The 17,598-nt window shown below is 71.5% G+C and carries 13 protein-coding genes; 8 read left to right on the top strand and 5 right to left on the bottom strand.

Annotated elements, in window-relative coordinates; translation table 11 throughout:
• The first annotated feature begins 20 nt into the window (after positions 1-20).
• Entirely contained in the window at positions 21-542 is a 522-nt protein-coding gene (locus tag AB0P03_RS35740) for a hypothetical protein (RefSeq protein WP_363632766.1), read from the top strand.
• A gap of 199 nt (positions 543-741) precedes the next feature.
• On the opposite strand, the gene AB0P03_RS35745 is transcribed toward AB0P03_RS35740, so the two are convergent.
• The gene (locus AB0P03_RS35745) at positions 742-1,800 is read right to left on the bottom strand and encodes a hypothetical protein (protein ID WP_363632767.1); all 1,059 of its coding nucleotides are present in this window, start codon (positions 1,798-1,800) and stop codon (positions 742-744) included.
• 532 nt (positions 1,801-2,332) lie between these two features.
• On the opposite strand from AB0P03_RS35745, the gene AB0P03_RS35750 reads away from it, so the two are divergent.
• Entirely contained in the window at positions 2,333-3,622 is a 1,290-nt protein-coding gene (locus tag AB0P03_RS35750) for a hypothetical protein (RefSeq protein WP_363632768.1), read from the top strand.
• 252 nt (positions 3,623-3,874) lie between these two features.
• Here the strand turns inward: AB0P03_RS35750 and AB0P03_RS35755 are convergent, their stop codons facing one another.
• Complete coding sequence (locus tag AB0P03_RS35755) at positions 3,875-4,375, bottom strand: hypothetical protein (RefSeq protein ID WP_363632770.1); 501 nt, start codon at positions 4,373-4,375, stop codon at positions 3,875-3,877.
• Positions 4,376-4,612: 237 nt separating this feature from the next.
• Here AB0P03_RS35755 and AB0P03_RS35760 point away from each other — a divergent pair, with 237 nt between their 5' ends.
• Positions 4,613-5,746, top strand: a complete 1,134-nt coding sequence (locus AB0P03_RS35760; protein WP_363632771.1) for a DUF6528 family protein — start codon at positions 4,613-4,615, stop codon at positions 5,744-5,746.
• Between the two features lie 215 nt (positions 5,747-5,961).
• Here AB0P03_RS35760 and AB0P03_RS35765 read toward each other — a convergent pair whose 3' ends face one another.
• Positions 5,962-6,276 (bottom strand): hypothetical protein, encoded by a 315-nt coding sequence (locus AB0P03_RS35765; protein ID WP_363632773.1) that lies wholly within the window; start codon positions 6,274-6,276, stop codon positions 5,962-5,964.
• 553 nt (positions 6,277-6,829) lie between these two features.
• Between AB0P03_RS35765 and AB0P03_RS35770 the strand changes: the two genes are divergently transcribed.
• From AB0P03_RS35770 to AB0P03_RS35790, 5 genes are all read left to right on the top strand, one after another.
• Positions 6,830-8,296, top strand: a complete 1,467-nt coding sequence (locus AB0P03_RS35770; RefSeq protein WP_363632774.1) for an MFS transporter — start codon at positions 6,830-6,832, stop codon at positions 8,294-8,296.
• Between the two features lie 321 nt (positions 8,297-8,617).
• Positions 8,618-9,601 carry an ABC transporter permease gene (locus AB0P03_RS35775; RefSeq protein WP_363632776.1) on the top strand — a complete coding sequence of 328 codons (984 nt, stop codon included), beginning with the start codon at positions 8,618-8,620 and terminating at the stop codon, positions 9,599-9,601.
• A gap of 1 nt (position 9,602) precedes the next feature.
• Entirely contained in the window at positions 9,603-10,592 is a 990-nt protein-coding gene (locus AB0P03_RS35780) for an ABC transporter permease (RefSeq protein WP_363632778.1), read from the top strand.
• Entirely contained in the window at positions 10,589-12,736 is a 2,148-nt protein-coding gene (locus tag AB0P03_RS35785) for an ABC transporter ATP-binding protein (protein ID WP_363632780.1), read from the top strand. The genes AB0P03_RS35780 and AB0P03_RS35785 overlap by 4 nt, the downstream gene beginning before the upstream one ends.
• 50 nt (positions 12,737-12,786) lie before the next feature.
• On the top strand, positions 12,787-14,496 hold the full coding sequence (locus AB0P03_RS35790) for an ABC transporter family substrate-binding protein (protein ID WP_363587101.1): 1,710 nt from the start codon (positions 12,787-12,789) through the stop codon (positions 14,494-14,496).
• A gap of 366 nt (positions 14,497-14,862) precedes the next feature.
• Here AB0P03_RS35790 and AB0P03_RS35795 read toward each other — a convergent pair whose 3' ends face one another.
• Both AB0P03_RS35795 and AB0P03_RS35800 read right to left on the bottom strand, forming a co-directional pair.
• Entirely contained in the window at positions 14,863-16,182 is a 1,320-nt protein-coding gene (locus AB0P03_RS35795; protein WP_363587100.1) for an ALF repeat-containing protein, read from the bottom strand.
• 461 nt (positions 16,183-16,643) lie between these two features.
• Entirely contained in the window at positions 16,644-17,153 is a 510-nt protein-coding gene (locus tag AB0P03_RS35800) for a hypothetical protein (RefSeq protein WP_363587097.1), read from the bottom strand.
• Positions 17,154-17,598 lie beyond the last annotated feature (445 nt).

Genomic DNA, 17,598 nt, shown 5'->3' on the forward strand with positions numbered 1-17,598 from the left:
GCCTGCCATGACGGCCCGCCATGGCCTACGAACTGTTGCTCACCGGTGGTGGTGCGGGCGTCGGAAAGACGACGGTCGGCTGGGAGGTGTCGGCAGTGCTGCAGGAGACGAGCACGGCGCACTGCCTGATCGAGGGCGACTTCATGGACCAGATCCACCCCACCCCCGTCGGCGACCCCCACCGCTCGGCGATCACCGAACGGAACATCGCCGCGCTCTGGTCGAACTACGCGGCGCTCGGCCAGCACCGCCTCATCTACACCGACACGGTGAGCATCCTCGAAGCGCCGATGATCAGCCGGGCCATGGGCGGCCGGGGGACCAGAGCCACCTGCGTGCTGCTCACTGCCGAGGAGGCGACCGTGCGCGGGCGTCTCGCCCAACGGGAGATCGGGTCCCAACTGAGCGCCCACATCGAGCGCAGCCTGCGGATGGCACGGCAGTTGGACGAGCAGGCCCCGGCCGGTACGGTCCGCATCCCGACCGACGGCCGATCGGTTCAGGACATCGCCGCGCACGTCCTCCGGACCGCCGCCTGGTAGCCGGGGACGGGCGTCCTCTCGGTGCTGCCGTTCGAAGGCCGCACCCAGCGCCGAGAACGGACACCCGGTGCCGAGAACGGACACCCAGCGCCGAGAACGGACACCGGGCACCCCGCTACGACGTCGGCAGGACCGTCCGGCGCCCCGAGGTGCTGAGACGTCGGCGGCCCCGGAAGATCCTGACGGACGGAGAACGCGTTCAGTTCGGGCAGATGCCGCGGGTGTGGTCGACCGTGGCGGCGGCCTGCGAGTAGCGCCACTCGGGTGCCAGCAGGTTCGCGTCGAGCTGGGCGGCCGCGTCCGGGCTCTCCACCAGATAGCCGAAGTCCTGCAGCCAGGCGGGGTAGAGGTTCTTCGAGCCGACGAAGAACACCGAGCCGTCGACCGCGACGACCTTGTGGTGCAGTGCGTACGGGTGACCGTCGGCCCAGGTCGCGGTCGGCGCCGCGCGGAAGGAGGCGAGCTGGAGGTTCCGGCACATGGTGGCCCTCGCGCCGGACGCGTCGCCGGTCCGGGCCGCCAGCCGGGCCTGGAGCGCGTCGCTGATCTCGGAGAGGGATTTGATCTGCGAGTAGCCGCCGCTGCCGACCGTGCCGCGGTTGGCCGGGTCGCTCACCACGATGCGCACCTTCACGTCGGCGGCGAGCTTGGCGGCGAGCAGGTCGTAGAGGCGCAGGTCGTAGCGCGGCAGCGGCGGGCAGGTGCCGTTCAGGTCCTGCTGGGAGATCTCGATGTGGCTGGTGGCGCCGGCCACCAGGGCCCGGAGCGCGCTCTCCTCGGGGTTGACCGTCTCGTAGTCGCGGTCGCCGTTGGTGTTGTCGTGCAGGGCGACCAGGCCGCACTTGGCGTCGGAGGCGGCCGGCAGGTCCGGCTGGTGGGTGGAGGCCGGGTCTGCGCTCCGGATGCCGACGTCCAGGCCACCGATCGCGATCACCGGCAGGTTGCCGGTGGCCGGCACGGGGCCGGGGTTGGCGTCCTTCTCCAGGTTCGGCAGACAGGGCGCGCCGTTGCTGGAGGCGAACCAGGCGCTCGACAGCACTCCGGTGTTCTTGCAGGTCCAGCCCCACAGGGTGTCGAGGTAGGAGCCGGCCGAGGCGGCGGCGGGGCCGGTCAGCGCGAGGTCGACGTCGGACACCGGGTGGGTGGTGTCGATGTAGTCGTCCTTCCAGTTGTTGATGCCGCCGGTGATCACGCTGCGGCCGTCCACCACCAGCAGCTTGGAGTGGTTCCAGGACAGGGCGGTCCTCGAGGTGGTCATCGAGGCGACGTTCAGCGTGACGCCGGCGGCGGCCGGGCCGAGCCGGGCCAGCAGGTCGTCCCGGTAACTGGTCGGCAGCGCGGTGATGTTGTAAAGGGGGGGCGGCCCCCACCAGGACCCGCACGGTCAGCTTGTTGCCCGCCGCCACCGAGGCCTTCAGGCCCGAGACGATCGCGTCCTGGAACGCGCCGTCGGGGAACGGCGCGAGGGTGGAGATGTGAGGCCCCTTAAAAATACCCGATAGTAACTTGAGGGTGTGTCAGGGGCCGGTCGGGATCCGCCCGCTGGGGCTGACGGCCCGGCTGCGCCGAGATCGCTCGTCGTCGGCAGTGTCCGGAGATGGGGAGGAATTTCTTTCCGACCGCCTGCAACCTTTGGCCGGGCTCCACGTCTATGACAGTGAGAAGCGGGGCCGTGGTCGCCCCCCCGGCCGCACACAAACCTGCTGCGGCCCGCTCGCCATCAGTCATTCAGTCATCAGTCATCAGCGCGCTGCTGCGGCCTGCCCGCAGCACGGTTTCAGGGGAGAACTGTGTCCGCCATCGTTCATGTTCGTCGTACCCGTCGTGCCATCGTCGTCGCCGCCGCCCTCGGCGTCGCCGCAGTCTGCGGATCGGTCGTGGCCGCCGCCCCGGTGGCCTTCGCGGGAGAGCCGTCGCACACCTCGCTCTCCGTCCAGGCCCCGGCCTCGGTCGGATTCGCCGGTGGGCCGGTCGAGTTCACCGAGGACATCACCAACTCGGGCCAGGAGAGCACCGGTTACAACCTGGAGCTGCAGACCGTCACCGAGGTCGGAACGCCGCCGGACGCGATCGTCATCGACTACAGGGACCCGGCCGACGGTACGTGGAAGTCGGTGCCGCTGGTGATGACCGGCACCTCCGGAGGCGTCGTGTACGACGGGACGGTGCCCGGGCTCACCGTCCCGGCCGGGGGGACCCTCAGGGTCGACCTGCGGATCGGCGCGCCGATGGGCCTGCCCCACAACGGCGCCACCAACGGTGGCTTCCGGTCCATCGCCCTGCATTCCGCCGTCGTCGTCGACCCCCACGAGCCGGCGCAGGCCGAGGTGACCCGCACGATCAAGGTCACCTCGATCACGAGCTCGCTCGACCACGTGCCCGCCACCGCCGTCGCGGGCGGCGCGCCGGTCGAGTTCGACGCCACCCTCGACAACCCCACGCCGTCCGACTACACCAACCTCGGCAACGTCCTGTTCGTGGACCGGTACGCGACCGTGCAGGTGCGTACGGCGGACGGGGCCTGGCGGACGCTGGACAAGGTGGCCGGAATCGCGCCCGACGACCCCTACGGCGTGTACCTCCAGGGCCGTGACTCCAGCCTCCGATCGGGTGACAAGGCCGTCGCCCGGGTGCGGGTGTCGTACGACGCGAAGACTCCGGCGGGCACCACCACGCTCGGCCCGTGCGTGTTCGTCAACGAGGGCCAGCCGTTCCGGGGAACCACGGACTGCGGTGCCCGCTCGACGATTCAGGTCCTGCCCGCCGCCACGAAGGCGCCCGAGCCGAGCCCGTCCTCCTCCTCGGCGCCGTCGGCCCCGGCCGGCGCCGCCGTGCCGGTCTCCGCGTCCTCCCCGAGCGCCCCGAGCGCCCCGGCTCCGGCGGACCCGTCCACCACCTCCACCGCGCCGTCCATCCAGCAGGCCCGCGTCGCCGACGCCGCGCAGCCTGCCGCGCCGTCATCCGTCCAGCTCGCCTCCACCGGGGCCGACCACACCGCGGGCCTCGCCTTCGGCGGCCTCGTCCTGACGGCCGCCGGGGCCGGCGCCCTCTGGCTGCGCCGGGTGCTGCGCCGGGCCTGAGCACGCACGGCGAGCCCGAACGCGAAGGAGCCCGCCATCCTCCCCGGGTGGCGGGTTCCAGCCGCGGGCGGCCCGTCGGGCGCGCGGCGTCAGCGCCGGCGCGCGGATGCGGGTGCTGGCCAGTACCCGCCCACCGAGGAGGCCCAGCCGGAGCTGCGGGCCGCTCTCTCCCGCCCGGATGCCGACGACCGGTCCGCCGCATGGGCGGCCCCGTTCCGCGGGAACGGGGCCGCCCGGGGGAGCCGGTCAGCGTCAGTCGCAGTGCGGCAGGGACTCCTGGCTGCTGTCGTAGCTTCCGTTGGAGAAGTTCCATGTGACGGTCTGACCGTTGCAGTTGTGGCCGCCGGCGGTGAAGTTCCAGTTGCCGTGGTAGAGGCGGGTGTTCGAAACACCGGTCACCGGAATGTATCCGGAGTCCCACCACCACGAGCCGACGTTCGGCTGGGGCGAGCCCGTGTTCGAGTTGTAGTTCGAGCTGGACTTCACGTCGATCAGTCCGCCGTGCCAGTTGCCGTTGACGTAGTTGGTGTTCCAGAGGTTGATCTCGGTGTAGGCCTGCTTGCTGCAGGAGTTCCAGGCGAGGTAGGCCCGACCGATCGACTGGCCGCCGGCCACGATGGTGCGGGCAGGTCCGAGCACCTGGCCGCAGTCGGCCGCGCTGGCGGTTCCCGCTCCGACCGTGGCGAACGTGAGGCTGCCCGCGATGACGGTGAGCACAGCCGAGGCCGCGCGCATGCGCGTGCTGATCCGCATGACTCTCCTTGGGGAGAACTTCGAGGTGACTGTAGGTCACCCGTTGGCACCAATGCTTCCACCGGACGCGCACGCGGTCTATACGGATGACGTCAAGGGCCCGCTGGGGCGAGTTCACCCGGACGCCGCGACGAGGATGACGCCGGGCCGGGGCGCCGGGACGCAGAGTGGAAAGTCTGAAAATAATCTCGCGAAAGGGACGCGGCAGTGTGCGCAAGAGCCGGAGCGGGCCTCAGGGTGGGATCCGTCCTGGGCGGCCTGATGTTGACGGCGTGTTCGACCCCCGCCCCGCATGCCGTGGACGGCAGCGGCGGAGAGCCCCGCGGCAGTGCGGTGGTCATCGCGGCTGATCAGGAGGCCGGGCGGGCACCCGTGCCGGGTGGTCCGCCGCTCGCTGCGGCCGACCCGGGGCCCGGGCAGACCGACCCGGGGTCCGGGCAGGCCGGCGTTCGGGGCAGTGCGCTGATCGTCGCGGTCGATCAGGCGTCCCGGCAGGTTCTCGTCCTGGACGGCGAGACGGCGCGGGAGGCCGAACCCGAGGCCGACCGGTTGCCGGTGGTGTGGTCGTGGACCGCTGACGGCGACGATCGGCTGGCCGACCTGGAGCCGGCCCGCAGCTGGGCCAGGCCCACCGAGGCCAGGGACGTGGTGCTCGACGGTGAAGGCTCCCTCCTGGTCACCGCCTCGGGTGGCCTGGCAGCCCTGGTCGACACGGCGACCGGCACGCCGATCTGGGCCACGGACCTCGGCACCTCCGTCAACCCCCACAGCGCGGAGCTCCTACCGGACGGCAACGTCGCCGTGGTCGCCAGCACCGGTGGATGGGTGCGGCTGTACGCGGCCTCGGAGGGGCCTCGCAGCACCACCTATACCGAGCAGGAACTCGACGGGGCCCACGCCGTGCAGTGGGACGAGGGCGCGGAGCTGCTCTGGGTGCTCGGGGACGACACCCTGCTGGCCCTCCGGGTCGGTGGCACGCCCGACATCCCCTCCCTCACCCCCGAACGCAGCGTCCCCCTTCCGGAAGTCGGGGGACACGACCTCGCACCTGTGCGCTCCGCGCCGGGGACGTTCTGGCTCAGCACCGGCGACCGCCTGTGGCGCTACGACTCACACCTCGACCGCTTCGAAGCCGTCGGGCTGGGCGCGGAGGACTCGGCCCGCGGGATCAAGAGCGTGGGCAGTGAGCCCGTCACCGGTCGCCTGCTCACCGTCACGCCCGATCACGCGGGGCCCTGCTCCTGGTGCACCTCCGCCGTCACCTTCCACCACCCCGACGGGACGCTCGCCCTGACCGGAACCGAGCTGTACAAGGCCCGCTGGTGGACCACACCGCTTCCAGGTCTGGGCCCGACGAACCGACCCCGGTAGCGCGGTCCTCCGGCAGCCGCGGGCCACGCTCGACGCCGAGGCGGGGCCTGCGGCGTCCTCGCCGTCGCGGCGGCCGTCGCGGGCGCCCGACCTGGCGGCAGTCCGACCCGCGGCAGTCGCCGTGGTCGTGCCGCGGGTGTGCGGGTCCTCAGCTCCGCAGGTCCTCAGCTGATGTACACGGCGGCCCCGCCCCGGCTTGCCGCGCCTCGCCCGTGTCAGCGGGGGAGAACGGACTTCACCAGGTCGTTCGCTGAAATGAGCCCCAGCCCCGGGACGGCGTCCCGCAGCACCTTCACGGCCCGGACCGGGTCCAGCGCGGGGTCGACGTCCGCCGCGGACAGGATCCGGCTTGCCCACCGGCGGACACGCTCCTCGTCCGCCACGATCATCTGGCGATCCACCACACGCAGCGCTGCCTCCAACCCGGGCCGCTCCGCCGCGCCCGCCGTCTGTATTTCCGCCAGGAGCTCGGCGCGGACGTCGTCCAGGTCGTGCAGGACCACGACGGGGTGTGTGTTGTTGGTGAACACGCGAGTTCTCCGATCAGAGCACGAAGCTGAGCACGAAGCAGGGCAGGAAGCAGGGCAGGAGGCGGGCGACTGCTTGGTGGGCTCTCGTGTCAGACCTGTCGCCGGCTCCCCGTGGATTCCAACCTAAACCACCATCCGAACCTCCCGCTGCTGCGCCAGTGGCAGACTCCCTCGCCACGGCAACGGTCAGATCATCCGCACCACCGCGAAGTCGGTTCCAGCGAACTGATGTCCCATCAGCTTGCAAGTCCCATATCCTCGCGTACGAGGGGAGGCCAACGGACCGTCATGACCGCCTCCCGCCTCCGCACACCGCCGTCGCACCGCTGCGCGACACGAATCCACTCGAACGAACCACGCCGTCAGCCGTGCAGGCCTTGGTCCGGCGTGCGCCGTGCGACGCCTCGTCCCGCCGCCGTCACCTTCGTCGACCACGTCGCCGACGTCCTGGGCGAGTCCTCCACCAGCGATGAGCCCGCGACCCCGGATGCCGCCACGCTGTCGCCCGGGCGCCTCGCCGAGCCTCTGCGACCACCATGTACTGGAGATTCCGATGCCCGCCCCCGGACCGACGACCAACGCCCCGCCGGTGAACGGGATACCGCCCGGGCGTCCGTTCTCCTGGCGATTCACCACCCCGTTGTTCGTCGGTTCGGCGCTCAACCCGATCAACAGCTCGCTGATCGCCACGGCCCTCGTACCGATCGCCCACGGACTCGGCGTGTCGATCGGGCAGACCGCCGCGCTGGTGACGGCCCTGTACCTGGCCAGCGCGATCGCCCAGCCCACCGCGGGCAAGGCCGCCGAGGTGTTCGGCCCACGACGGGTGTTCCTGGCCGGAATCGGACTCGTCATCGTCGGAGGACTCATGGGCGGCGCCGCCGACAGTCTTCCGATCCTCCTGATCAGCCGAGTACTGATCGGGTCGGGCACCTCGTGCGCCTATCCGACGGCCATGCTGCTGATCCGCCGCCGCGCCGAGGACGCCGGTCTGGACAAGCCGCCGGGCGGAGTGCTGGGCGGCCTGCAGATCGCCGGCATCGCCACCGCCTCGCTCGGACTGCCCCTGGGTGGTGTTCTGGTGGCCGCGCTGGGCTGGCGGTCCGTGTTCTTCATCAACGTTCCGGTCGCACTCGTCGCGCTGGTCACGACAGTGGCCTGGGTCCCACCCGACAGCCCACCGGACCGCCCGTCCGACAGCCCACCGGACAGCCCGTCCGACAGCCCACCGGACCGCAGCCGACGCGCCCGTGACGTCGCGGCCGCCTTGGACGCCATCGGCATCGCCGGGTTCGCCGCCGCGATGATCACGCTGCTGCTGTTCCTGTTCGCCCTGCCCGACGCCCACTGGTACCTGCTGGCGATCTCCGCCGTGCTGTGGATCGCCCTGGTGCTGTGGGAGCTGCGAGCCGGCACCCCGTTCCTCGACCTGCGCCTGCTCGCCGGCAACCGGGCCCTGACCGGTACCTACCTTCGCTACGGCCTGGTCCTGGTCTGCGCGTACGTGGTGCTCTACGGCGTCACCCAGTGGGCCCAGAGCGTCCGGGGCCTGTCCGGGACCGAAGCCGGACTGCTCCTGTTGCCCATGACGCTCATGTCCGGCCTGGTGATCTCGCTCGTCTCCTGGCACAACCCGGTGCGCGGACCGGTCATGGCAGCGGCCCTGGCCTGCCTCATCGGATCCGCCGGCGTACTGCTGCTCAGCACCTCGGGCTGGATCGGATGGGTCGTGGTGGTCACGCTCATCTTCGGCGTCGCCATGGGCACGTCCGGCGCGGGCAACCAGACCGCCCTCTACGAACACGCTCCCGCCGAACAACTCGGCACCGCCTCCGGCCTGCTGCGCACCTTCGGCTACCTCGGCTCGATCGTCGCTTCCGCAATCACCGGCATCGTCTTCCGCACCCACGTCTCCGACCGCGGCATGCACCTCATCGCCTGGATCATGGTCGGCGTCGGTGTCGTCCTGGTCCTGACGACCCTCGCCGACCGCACCCTGCGTACCCGGCCCGCCCCCTGAGCAGGTACCTGTGCTCCATGGCCCCACAGGTTCGCTCGACTGTGTGTGGGGAGCCGAGGTGTTTCGGGAAGACGTCGTCGACCCGGCCACCTGCGAATGTGAACGGGGGAGTGGGTTCAACGCCTCTTTGCTGCGGGGGTGTTTCGTTCCCATGTACATATGCCCAGATCACTGGCGTCGCGCACCAGTCGTACACAGACTCGCATCTGCACGATCGTGCACCCGGCTCTCGCCCCAGAAGGTTTCTACCTGCATGCGTACCTCCTCCAGACCCGACGTTCCCCAGGCGCACCCGCCGCACCTGGTGGGGAGGTGCCGTCCGTGCTCCGGTACGTGACACGCAGGGCGGCGGGCTGGTTCCTGGTGATCGCCATGGCCACCAACGCCACATACTTCCTCGCCAGTTGGTTCCTCGACCCGCGCTCGAACTTCAAGGAACTGCGTCCGGTCCGCACCGAGGAGCAGATATCCCGGGCCCTGGCCCCCTACAACCTCGACCCGCACGAGCCGCTGCTCCACCGCTGGTGGGACTGGCTGACCAGCGTGGTCCTGCACTTCGACTGGGGCCGCTCCCCGGTCGGGGTCGAGGTGAACGGGGAGATCGGCTACCGCTCCCTCGTCAGCGCCGAACTGGTGATCGGCGCGACGGTCCTGTCGGTCGTCGTCGGTGTCGCCCTCGCGGTCCACACCGCCTCGCGCCAGTACGGCTGGAGGGACCGGGCAGCCCAGGCCCTCTCCATGGCGCTGTTCAACGTCCCGGTGTCCATCGCCGCCCTCGCCCTGGTGCTGCTGGCCATCCGGCTGAACGAGCAGGCCGGTTGGCACTTCCTGTACGTCGCGGGGGAGAACTCGCCCGGCGTGGAAGGGTTCTGGGCGACGGTCGGTGACCGGCTGCTGCACCTGATCCTGCCGACGCTGACGCTCACCCTGACGGGCTACGTGGGCTACCACCTCACCCAGCGCTCCCTGCTGCTGGACGTCATCGGTTCCGACTTCGTGCGCACCGCCCGGGCCACCGGGCTCACCCGTGCCCAGGCGATCCGCCGGCACGCCCTGCGCACCGCCCTGATCCCCACCGCACAGTCCGTGGCCTTCAGCATCCCGGCCGTCTTCACCGGCGCGGTCCTCACGGAGACGATCTTCGGCTGGAACGGCATGGGCCAGTACTTCATCCAGACCATCGGCAAGAACGACGTGCACGGCACCGTGGCGACCGCCGCCTTCGCCGCCGCCCTGACCGCGATCGGTGCGATCCTCGCGGACATCGCCACCGTTCTCCTCGACCCGAGAGTGCGGGTGAGCTGAGATGGGCACCCCTGTGAGCCCCGACGCGACCTCCGAAGGCGTACTCGCCATCGCACCCGCGCAAGCCGCCGATCCGCCGCCCACCGGGCCCACCGGGCACGATGGGCACGACTTGCACGACGGGCACTATCTGGGCCGTCGCCGTCTCTACCTACGGCGCTTCCTGCGCAACCGGATCGCCGTCGCCGGCGTGGTGATCTTCCTGCTGCTCGTGCTGTTCAGCGCGCTCGGCGACCTGTTCACCCCGTACGGCTACGCGGACGCCGACTTCTCGGCACTGACCCAGGCCCCCAGCGCCGAGCACTGGTTCGGCACCAACCAGGGCGGCAACGACGTCTACGCCGCCGCCGTGCACGGCCTCCAGCGCTCGCTGGTGATCGCGGTGAGCGTGTCCGTGCTGACCGTCGCCATCGCCGCGGTCGTGGGCGCGGGCGCGGCCTACTTCGGGGGCCGGGTGGAGAAGACCACCCTCGCCGTCATCCACTTCCTGCTGATCGTGCCCTCCTTCCTCATCCTCGCCCTGGTCTCGCACCGGCTGGCGGGCGACTGGCGGGTCCTCATCCTCGTGCTGACGGTGTTCGGCTGGATGTCCACCGCGCGCGTGGTCTGGTCGGTGTCCACGTCCCTGCGCGAGCGTGACTACGTGCGCGCCGCGGAGTACATGGGCGTGCGCCCCCTGCGCATCGTGGTGCGCCACATCATCCCGAACCTGGGCTCACTGCTCATCGTCAACCTCACCCTGGGCGTGGTCTCCACCGTGCTCAGCGAGACCGCCCTGTCCTTCCTGGGCTTCGGCGTGCAGACCCCGGACGTGTCGCTGGGCACGATGCTCGCCGACGGCGCGGGCACCATCACCAGCGCCCCATGGCTCTTCGCCTTCCCCGCCGGGCTGACCGTCCTGCTCACTGTCTCGATGACCTTCGTCGGCGACGGCCTACGCGACGCCCTCGACCCCACGTCCACCACCGGCGCGGCAGGAGGCCGACGATGACCCTCGCACCCGCCCACCACACCGGGCCCGCGGCCGGCTCCCCGGCCGGGCCCACCGAGCCCGCACCCGTCCTGTCCGTACGCGACCTGAGCATCTCCTTCCCCTCCGAGGCCGGACCGGTGGAGGCCGTGCGCGGCATCGGCTTCGATCTGCTGCCCGGGCGCACCCTGGGCATCGTCGGCGAGTCCGGCTCCGGCAAGTCCGCCACCGCCCTCGCCGTCATGGGCCTGCTGCCGCCCACCGCGCGCCTCGGCGGCCGGATCCTGCTGGGCGGCCGCGACCTGGCGGCGATGGACGACAAGGGCCTCTCCCGGGTGCGCGGCAAGGACATCGGCATGGTCTTCCAGGACCCGATGTCCGCGCTCACGCCCATCTTCAGCGTCGGTCGGCTGCTCTCCCAGGCCCTGCGCGTGCACCGGGAACTGTCGAAGAAGGACGCGTGGGAGCAGGCGGTGGAACTGCTCGACCTGGTCGGCATCCCCGACCCGCGCGAACGCGCCAAGTCGTTCCCGCACGAGTTCTCCGGCGGCATGCGCCAACGCGTCGTCATCGCCCTGGCCATCGCCAACAAGCCCTCGGTCCTCGTCGCCGACGAGCCCACCACGGCGCTCGACGTCACCGTCCAGGCGCAGATCCTCGACGTGCTGCGCCTGGCCCAGCGCGAGACCGGCGCCGGCCTCGTCCTGATCACCCACGACCTGGGCGTGGTGGCGGGCCACGCCGACGACGTCGCCGTCATGTACGCCGGACGGATCGTCGAGCACGCGAGCGTCGACGAGCTCTTCCGCCGCCCCACGATGCCCTACACCGCCCGGCTGCTGGCCAGCGTCCCCACCGTGGACAGCGGCGTCGAACGGCCCCTGATCCCGGTCGGCGGCGAGCCGCCCTCCCTGGTCGGCCTGCCCGGCGGCTGCCCCTTCGCGCCCCGCTGCGCGGTGGCCCAGGACGTGTGCCGGACCACCGAACCGGACCTGACCGCATCGGACTTGACCGCGCCGGACTCGACCGCACCGGAATCGACCGCACCGGTCGGGCAGCGCGGCCGCGTCGCCTGCCACCGTGCGCGGGAGATCGCCGACGGAACCCTCGACCCGGCCGGGCGCGCCGCTCCCGTGCCGCCGTCCCGCGCCGGAGAGCGGACCGCGGGCGAGGTGGTCCTGCGCGTGGAGGACCTGGTCAAGACCTTCCCCGTCACCAAGGGGGCCCTCCTCAAACGCCGGGTCGGAACCCTGCACGCGGTCAACCACGTCAACTTCGAACTGCGCGCGGGCGAGACCCTGGGCCTGGTGGGGGAGTCCGGCAGCGGCAAGACCACCACGCTGCGTGAGGTGCTGCGGCTGCGCGCCCCCGAGGGCGGTCGCATCGAAGTGGCCGGCACCGACGTCGCCACGCTGCGGTCGGCGGCCCAGGTGCGCGAGCTGCGGCGCGACGTCCAGATCGTCCTCCAGGACCCGACGGACGCCCTGGACCCCCGCCTGACCGTCTTCGACCTGCTGGCCGAACCGCTCCAGGCCGCCGGTGCCGACCGGACGGCCATCCGGTCCCGGGTCACCCGTCTCCTGGACCTGGTGGGCCTGGACCGCGCCATGGGCGACCGCTTCCCCGCCGCCCTGTCCGGCGGCCAGCGCCAGCGCGTCGGCATCGCGCGCGCCCTGGCCCGCGAGCCGAAACTCCTGGTCCTGGACGAACCGCTGTCCGCGCTGGACGTCTCCGTGCAGGCCGAGATCATCAACCTGCTCGCCCGACTGAAGCGCGAACTGGGCCTGGCATACCTGGTGGTGGCGCACGACCTGGCCGTGGTGCGCTACGTCTCCGACCGCATCGCGGTGATGTACCTCGGGCACATCGTCGAGTCCGGTGCCACCGAGGAGATCTTCGCCCGACCCCGGCACCCGTACACCCAGGCCCTGCTGTCGGCGATCCCGGTGCCCGACCCGGAGCGCGAGCGCCACCGCGAGCGCGTCGTCCTCGCGGGCGAGCAGCCCAGTGCCACCCGGCTGCCGGAGGGCTGTGTGTTCGTCGACCGCTGCCCGCTGTACCGGGAGGCCGACGAGAGCGTACGGACCCGCTGCCGCACCGAGCGGCCGGCGACCGTCGGCGCCCCGGACGGCTCCGACCACCAGTACGCCTGCCACGCGGTCTGACACCCGCCCCGTCCCACCCCCTTCTCACCGATTCCCACCAAGGACAACCCATGCGCCGGAAGCTCGCCCTGCCCCTCGCGCTCGCCGCGGCCGTCTTGGTCGCCGCCACCGCGTGCTCCTCCTCGTCCTCCTCCTCGTCTGCCTCCGGAGGATCCCCCGGCGGATCCTCCGGGCCGAACGCCGAGAACGCCGCCAAGGTCGCGTCCTCGGTCACCGACTACAACCCCCAGCCGTACGAGAACATCAAGGACGGCGGCACCTACACCACCGCGGGGACCTTCGACGAGCAGGGCAACCCCTTCAACGTCAACGGCACCCTGAACTCCTCGCGGATCTGGTCCTGGTACAACGCCCACGCCATCACCTACTCGCCGACCGGCGAGGTCCAGTACAACCCGGACTACTACAGCGACGTGAAGGTCTCGGTCGAGGGTGGCGACCAGAAGGTCGTCATCACCCTCAACCCCAAGGCCGTCTTCAACGACGGCACCCCCATCGACTGGCGGGCCATCGAAGCCACCTGGAAGGCCAACAACGGCTCGGACAAGGACTACGCGGCCTCCTCCACCGACGGCTACGACCGCATCACCTCCGTCACCCGGGGCGCCGACGACAAGCAGGCGGTCATCACCTTCAAGGGCGTCAACGCCTCCTGGTCCGCGCTGTTCACCACCTTCCTGCACCCCCAGGCCGCCACCGTCGACAACTTCAACAAGGCGTACGTCAAGACGGCCCACCCCGAATGGGGCACCGGACCGTACACCGTGGGCACCTGGGACGAGCACTCCGGCAACATCACCTTCGTGCGCAACCCCAACTGGTGGGGCCGGCCGGGCAAGCTCGACAAGCGCGTCTACGTCAACCTGGAGAGCGCCGCCTCGATCAACGCCTTCAAGAACGGCGAACTCGACTACGCCCCCGTCGGGACCGCGGAGAACCTCAAGCAGGTGAGGACGGTCAAGGACGCCGAGATCCGCAGCGGCGGCAGCCCCTTCGAGTACGCGCTGTACCTCAACGCCAAGTCCCCGTTCCTCGGTGACGTCCAGGTCCGCAAGGCGGTGCAGGAGAGCATCGACCGTCCGCAGATCACGAAGATCCGGTTCCAGGGCCTCGACTACACGGAGCCGCTGCCCGGCTCGGCGGTGCTCTACAGCTTCCAGCAGGGCTACCAGGACAACGTCGCCGCTGTCCTGAAGTACGACCCGCAGGAGGCGCGGAAGACCCTGGACGCGGCCGGCTGGAAGCCCGGAGCCGACGGCATCCGCGCCAAGGACGGCAAGCAACTCGAGCTCGGCTACACCGTGCTCGGCGACGACCCCATCGAGAAGGCCACCGCCGGCGCGCTCACCGCGATGCTCAAGGCCGTCGGCGTGAAGGTGAACGTCAACAAGGTCTCCGAGAACGACTTCTCCAAGGTGCTCAGCGACCGCCGCTTCGACCTGTTCATCTCCGGCAACCGCTCGACGGACCCCTTCGGCGCGCGATACCTGTGCGACTTCTACTGCTCGGACCGCGACTCCAACATCACCGGAGCCGGAACTCCCGAGCTGGACAAGGAGATCCGCGCCACCGGCGAGATCGCCGACCTCGGCCAGCAGGTCGCGGCCGTCAACAAGGTCGAGCAGAAGGCCCTCCAGCAGTACGCCTTCCTGCCGCTCTACAGCGGACCCTCCACCTACGGCATCAGGAAGGGCCTCGCCAACGTCGGTGCCACCATCTTCTACAGCCCGCTGCCCGAGACCATCGGCTGGCAGAAGTAGCACCGGCGTTCCGGCGCCCCTGCGGGGCCCGCTCGTGAGCAGCACCATTTGACGAGCAGGGCCGAGGACGCCGCGGCCCAGCAGCTCGCCGCCGCCCCCGGGCGCTCCCGCCCGGGGGCCGGGGCGCCTCAACATCGGCCGCGCGCCTCCGGGTGGACGGCGCCGGGGGTGTGGAGCGGTGGCCGGGTGTCCGTCCCGCGTGCTGGAGAAGGGGGGATCTGCACCACGCGGGGCGGGGGAGCGGGTACGGGCGGGGGCCGGGACCAAGCGTGGGGCGCGCGGCCCGTCCGTGGGCGTGGGACCGGGTGTGCAGGGAACGCTCCGCCGGCCGGCGCGAGGTGTGGACCGGCCGGCGGAGGAGGGTGATCAGGCCTGCGAGCGGCGGCGCGAGGCGACGACCGCGCCGGCGCCCAGCACGACGGCCGCGCCGGCGGCGGCGCCGAGCTGCCCGAGCGGGGCGGTCGAGCCGGTGGCGGCCAGCGAGCCACCGGCGGTGCTCCGGCCGTCCGTGGTGGCGGTGGTCGTCGTCGCGGTGGTCGTCGTGCCGCCGGCGGCCGAGACGGGGGCGACCGTGGCGTCGGGGGTCACGGTGGTGACCGCCCGGGTGGTACCGGAGCCGCTCCGCGAGGTCTCCGTAGCGGTTTCGGCAGAGGTCTTCGCGGCGGCCTGGTCCTTGGCCCGGGCGGTGAACTGGCCCTCCTTCAGGAAGGCCCGGACCTCCGCGATGCCGCCGTCGAGCGCGGCGAGGCCGGCCTTGCGGACCTCGGGCCCCCCGGCCTCGACGAGCTGCGAGACGTGGATCCGGTCGTCGCTCGCCCGCAGCGGCTCCAGCTGCGTCTTCAGGAAGTTCTCGACGTCCGCCGCGCTGCCGGCGAGCGCCTTCTCGGCCGCCTCCCGGACGTGGCGGCCGGTGCCCGCGTCGGCGAGGACGTCCTGGACCTTGGCGCGGTTCTCGTCCTCCGCCCGGGCGACGTACTGGCCGGTCTTCAGGAAGGCGCGGACGTCCTCGACGGTGCCGGACATCGCGGCGTTGGCGGCCTTCTTCACCGCCGGGCCGCCGTGGGACATGATCTGGCTGAGCAGGACCCGGTCGTCGTGCTCGGCGGCCGTCTTCAGCCCCGTGTCGAGGAAGCGCTCGACATCCGCGGCGGTTCCCGCCAGTGCCTGCTGGGCGCCCTCGCGCACACCCGGTCCGCTGTTCGGGTCGTCGAGGAGCTGCTGCAGCTTGGCGCGGTTCTCGTCCTCGGTCCGGGCCGTGTACTGGCCGACGTTCAGGTAGGCGCGGAACACGTCGAGGTCGTTCGAGCCGAACGCGGCGTTGGCGGCCTTCGTGACGGCCGGGCCGGCGGCGTTCATGGTCCGCAGGATCGCGATCCGCGCGTCGTCCCGGCGGATCCTGTCCGCCTCCACCGCGAGGAAGTGCGCCCGGTCCGCGGGGGTGCCGGCGAGGGCCTGGCCCGCGTGCTCGCGCAGGTAGTCGCTCGGAGCCGTGAGCAGGTAGTCGTTCGGGTAGACGAGCAGCCTCTCGATCGCCGCCCGGTTCTCCTCGTCCGCCTTGGTCTCGGCCGGGTCGGTCTGCTCCTGCCCCGTCGGGACGGTGTCGGCGAACGCCGGGGCGGCGCCCAGGGCGACGGGCGCGGCGGCTGCGGCGAGGAGGACGGCAGCGAGCGAATGACGGATCTTCAACGGTCCCCCGGGATCTGCAACACGGATGAGCCAGTCGCGGCCTCGCGACGGTCGGCCGAGTGATCGTATAGCAACGGTACCCCCCGCTGGCGAACACATTTCCGTCACGTCCCACGCTTCGGCTTCGTCGCGCACCGCCTGGTCACACCAGCCGGGAGAGCTGCCCGGGGTCCCCGTCCCTACCCGTTCGGGACGCCGTCCCGGTCCGCGCCGTCCACACCCCGGGCCCGGCACACCCGCCGCCCGCTCCGCACCGGCCCGGTCGGTGCGGCTCCGGTCGGCGCCCCCGTTCCGACCGTGACCCTCGACAGCTTCGGCTGGGGCGGCTGAGCCGGCCGTGGAGATCGTCTACGCCGACCTGATCCCCCGGCAGCCCGGCGAAGGCGTCCGGCCGAGCGGCGAGGCCGAGCCGAGCAACCCGAAGGCGGCCCGACGCCCCGCGCACCACCGGGGAGGTGCCGTCAACCTCGCCCGCCGGGAACGGAGGCGAGGCGGCCGAGCATCGCCATCACGGTGATCCGCGCGTCCTTGTCGTTCGTCACCGCACAGTGGGCATCGACGCCTCGCTCGTCCGGTGCTTCATCCGGCTCGGTCAGGCCCACCCGGACCAGGTCGACGGCGTACTCGCGGCACCGGGAGTAGTCCGCTACGGCGCGCACCGCCTCGACGTGGTCGATGCGGCCGGGATCCGCAGCGCGCAGCAGCGCGGGGGTGGGCAGCGGGCCCAGCACCTCCCCGATCCACCCCGCGACGGTCTCCCGGGGGCAGCCCCGCTCCAACCGCGAAGCGCTCGCCGCGGCGAGCGCCAGGTGAATGAGGAGCGACCCGAACCAGTTGGCGGCCTCGGCCGGAGGCGTGTCCGTGCCCGCCGGCGGCATCACGGCGCGGTACAGCGCAGCCGGGTCATCGGCGTGTGCGGCGGCGGCGACTGCCTTCACGGCGCTGCCGAGGGCAGCCTGGTCGATGGTCACGTCGGTGCTTCTTTCCATAGTCGGCAGCCGTCAACTTACCGCTCCGGCACGGTCGAAGGACCGTCAACCGCACCATTGTGTGGAATCGGCTCCGTCAAGCAGCGGTCGTCATCCGGTGGCTGTCGTGATCTGCTGTGCGGCTGCTGCTCGTGCAGCGGCCTCTTCCACCTGGCGTCGGCGGGATTCACCTCGGCTCCGGATGAATGCGCGCCGACGACGTGGCGCGTCGCTGCTCCGGTTCCGGAACTCCTCGACCGCGACGCTGTCGGACAGCCGCCATCGGATGGTGCGGCCTGATGCTTCGGGGACGTCGGTGAGGCTGTCGAGTTGCTCGGCGCTTCGGTGCAGTTCGAACCCCCGGTGGCCGTGGCCGTCGCGGGTCCAGCACGGACCTCCCGGACCGCACTCTCGGGGACGGGCGGTCACGTTGACGATCGGCAACAGC

Origin of the sequence: Kitasatospora sp. NPDC088779 (genome assembly GCF_040685395.1) — a bacterium.
In the GTDB taxonomy this organism is placed as follows: Bacteria; Actinomycetota; Actinomycetes; order Streptomycetales; family Streptomycetaceae; genus Kitasatospora.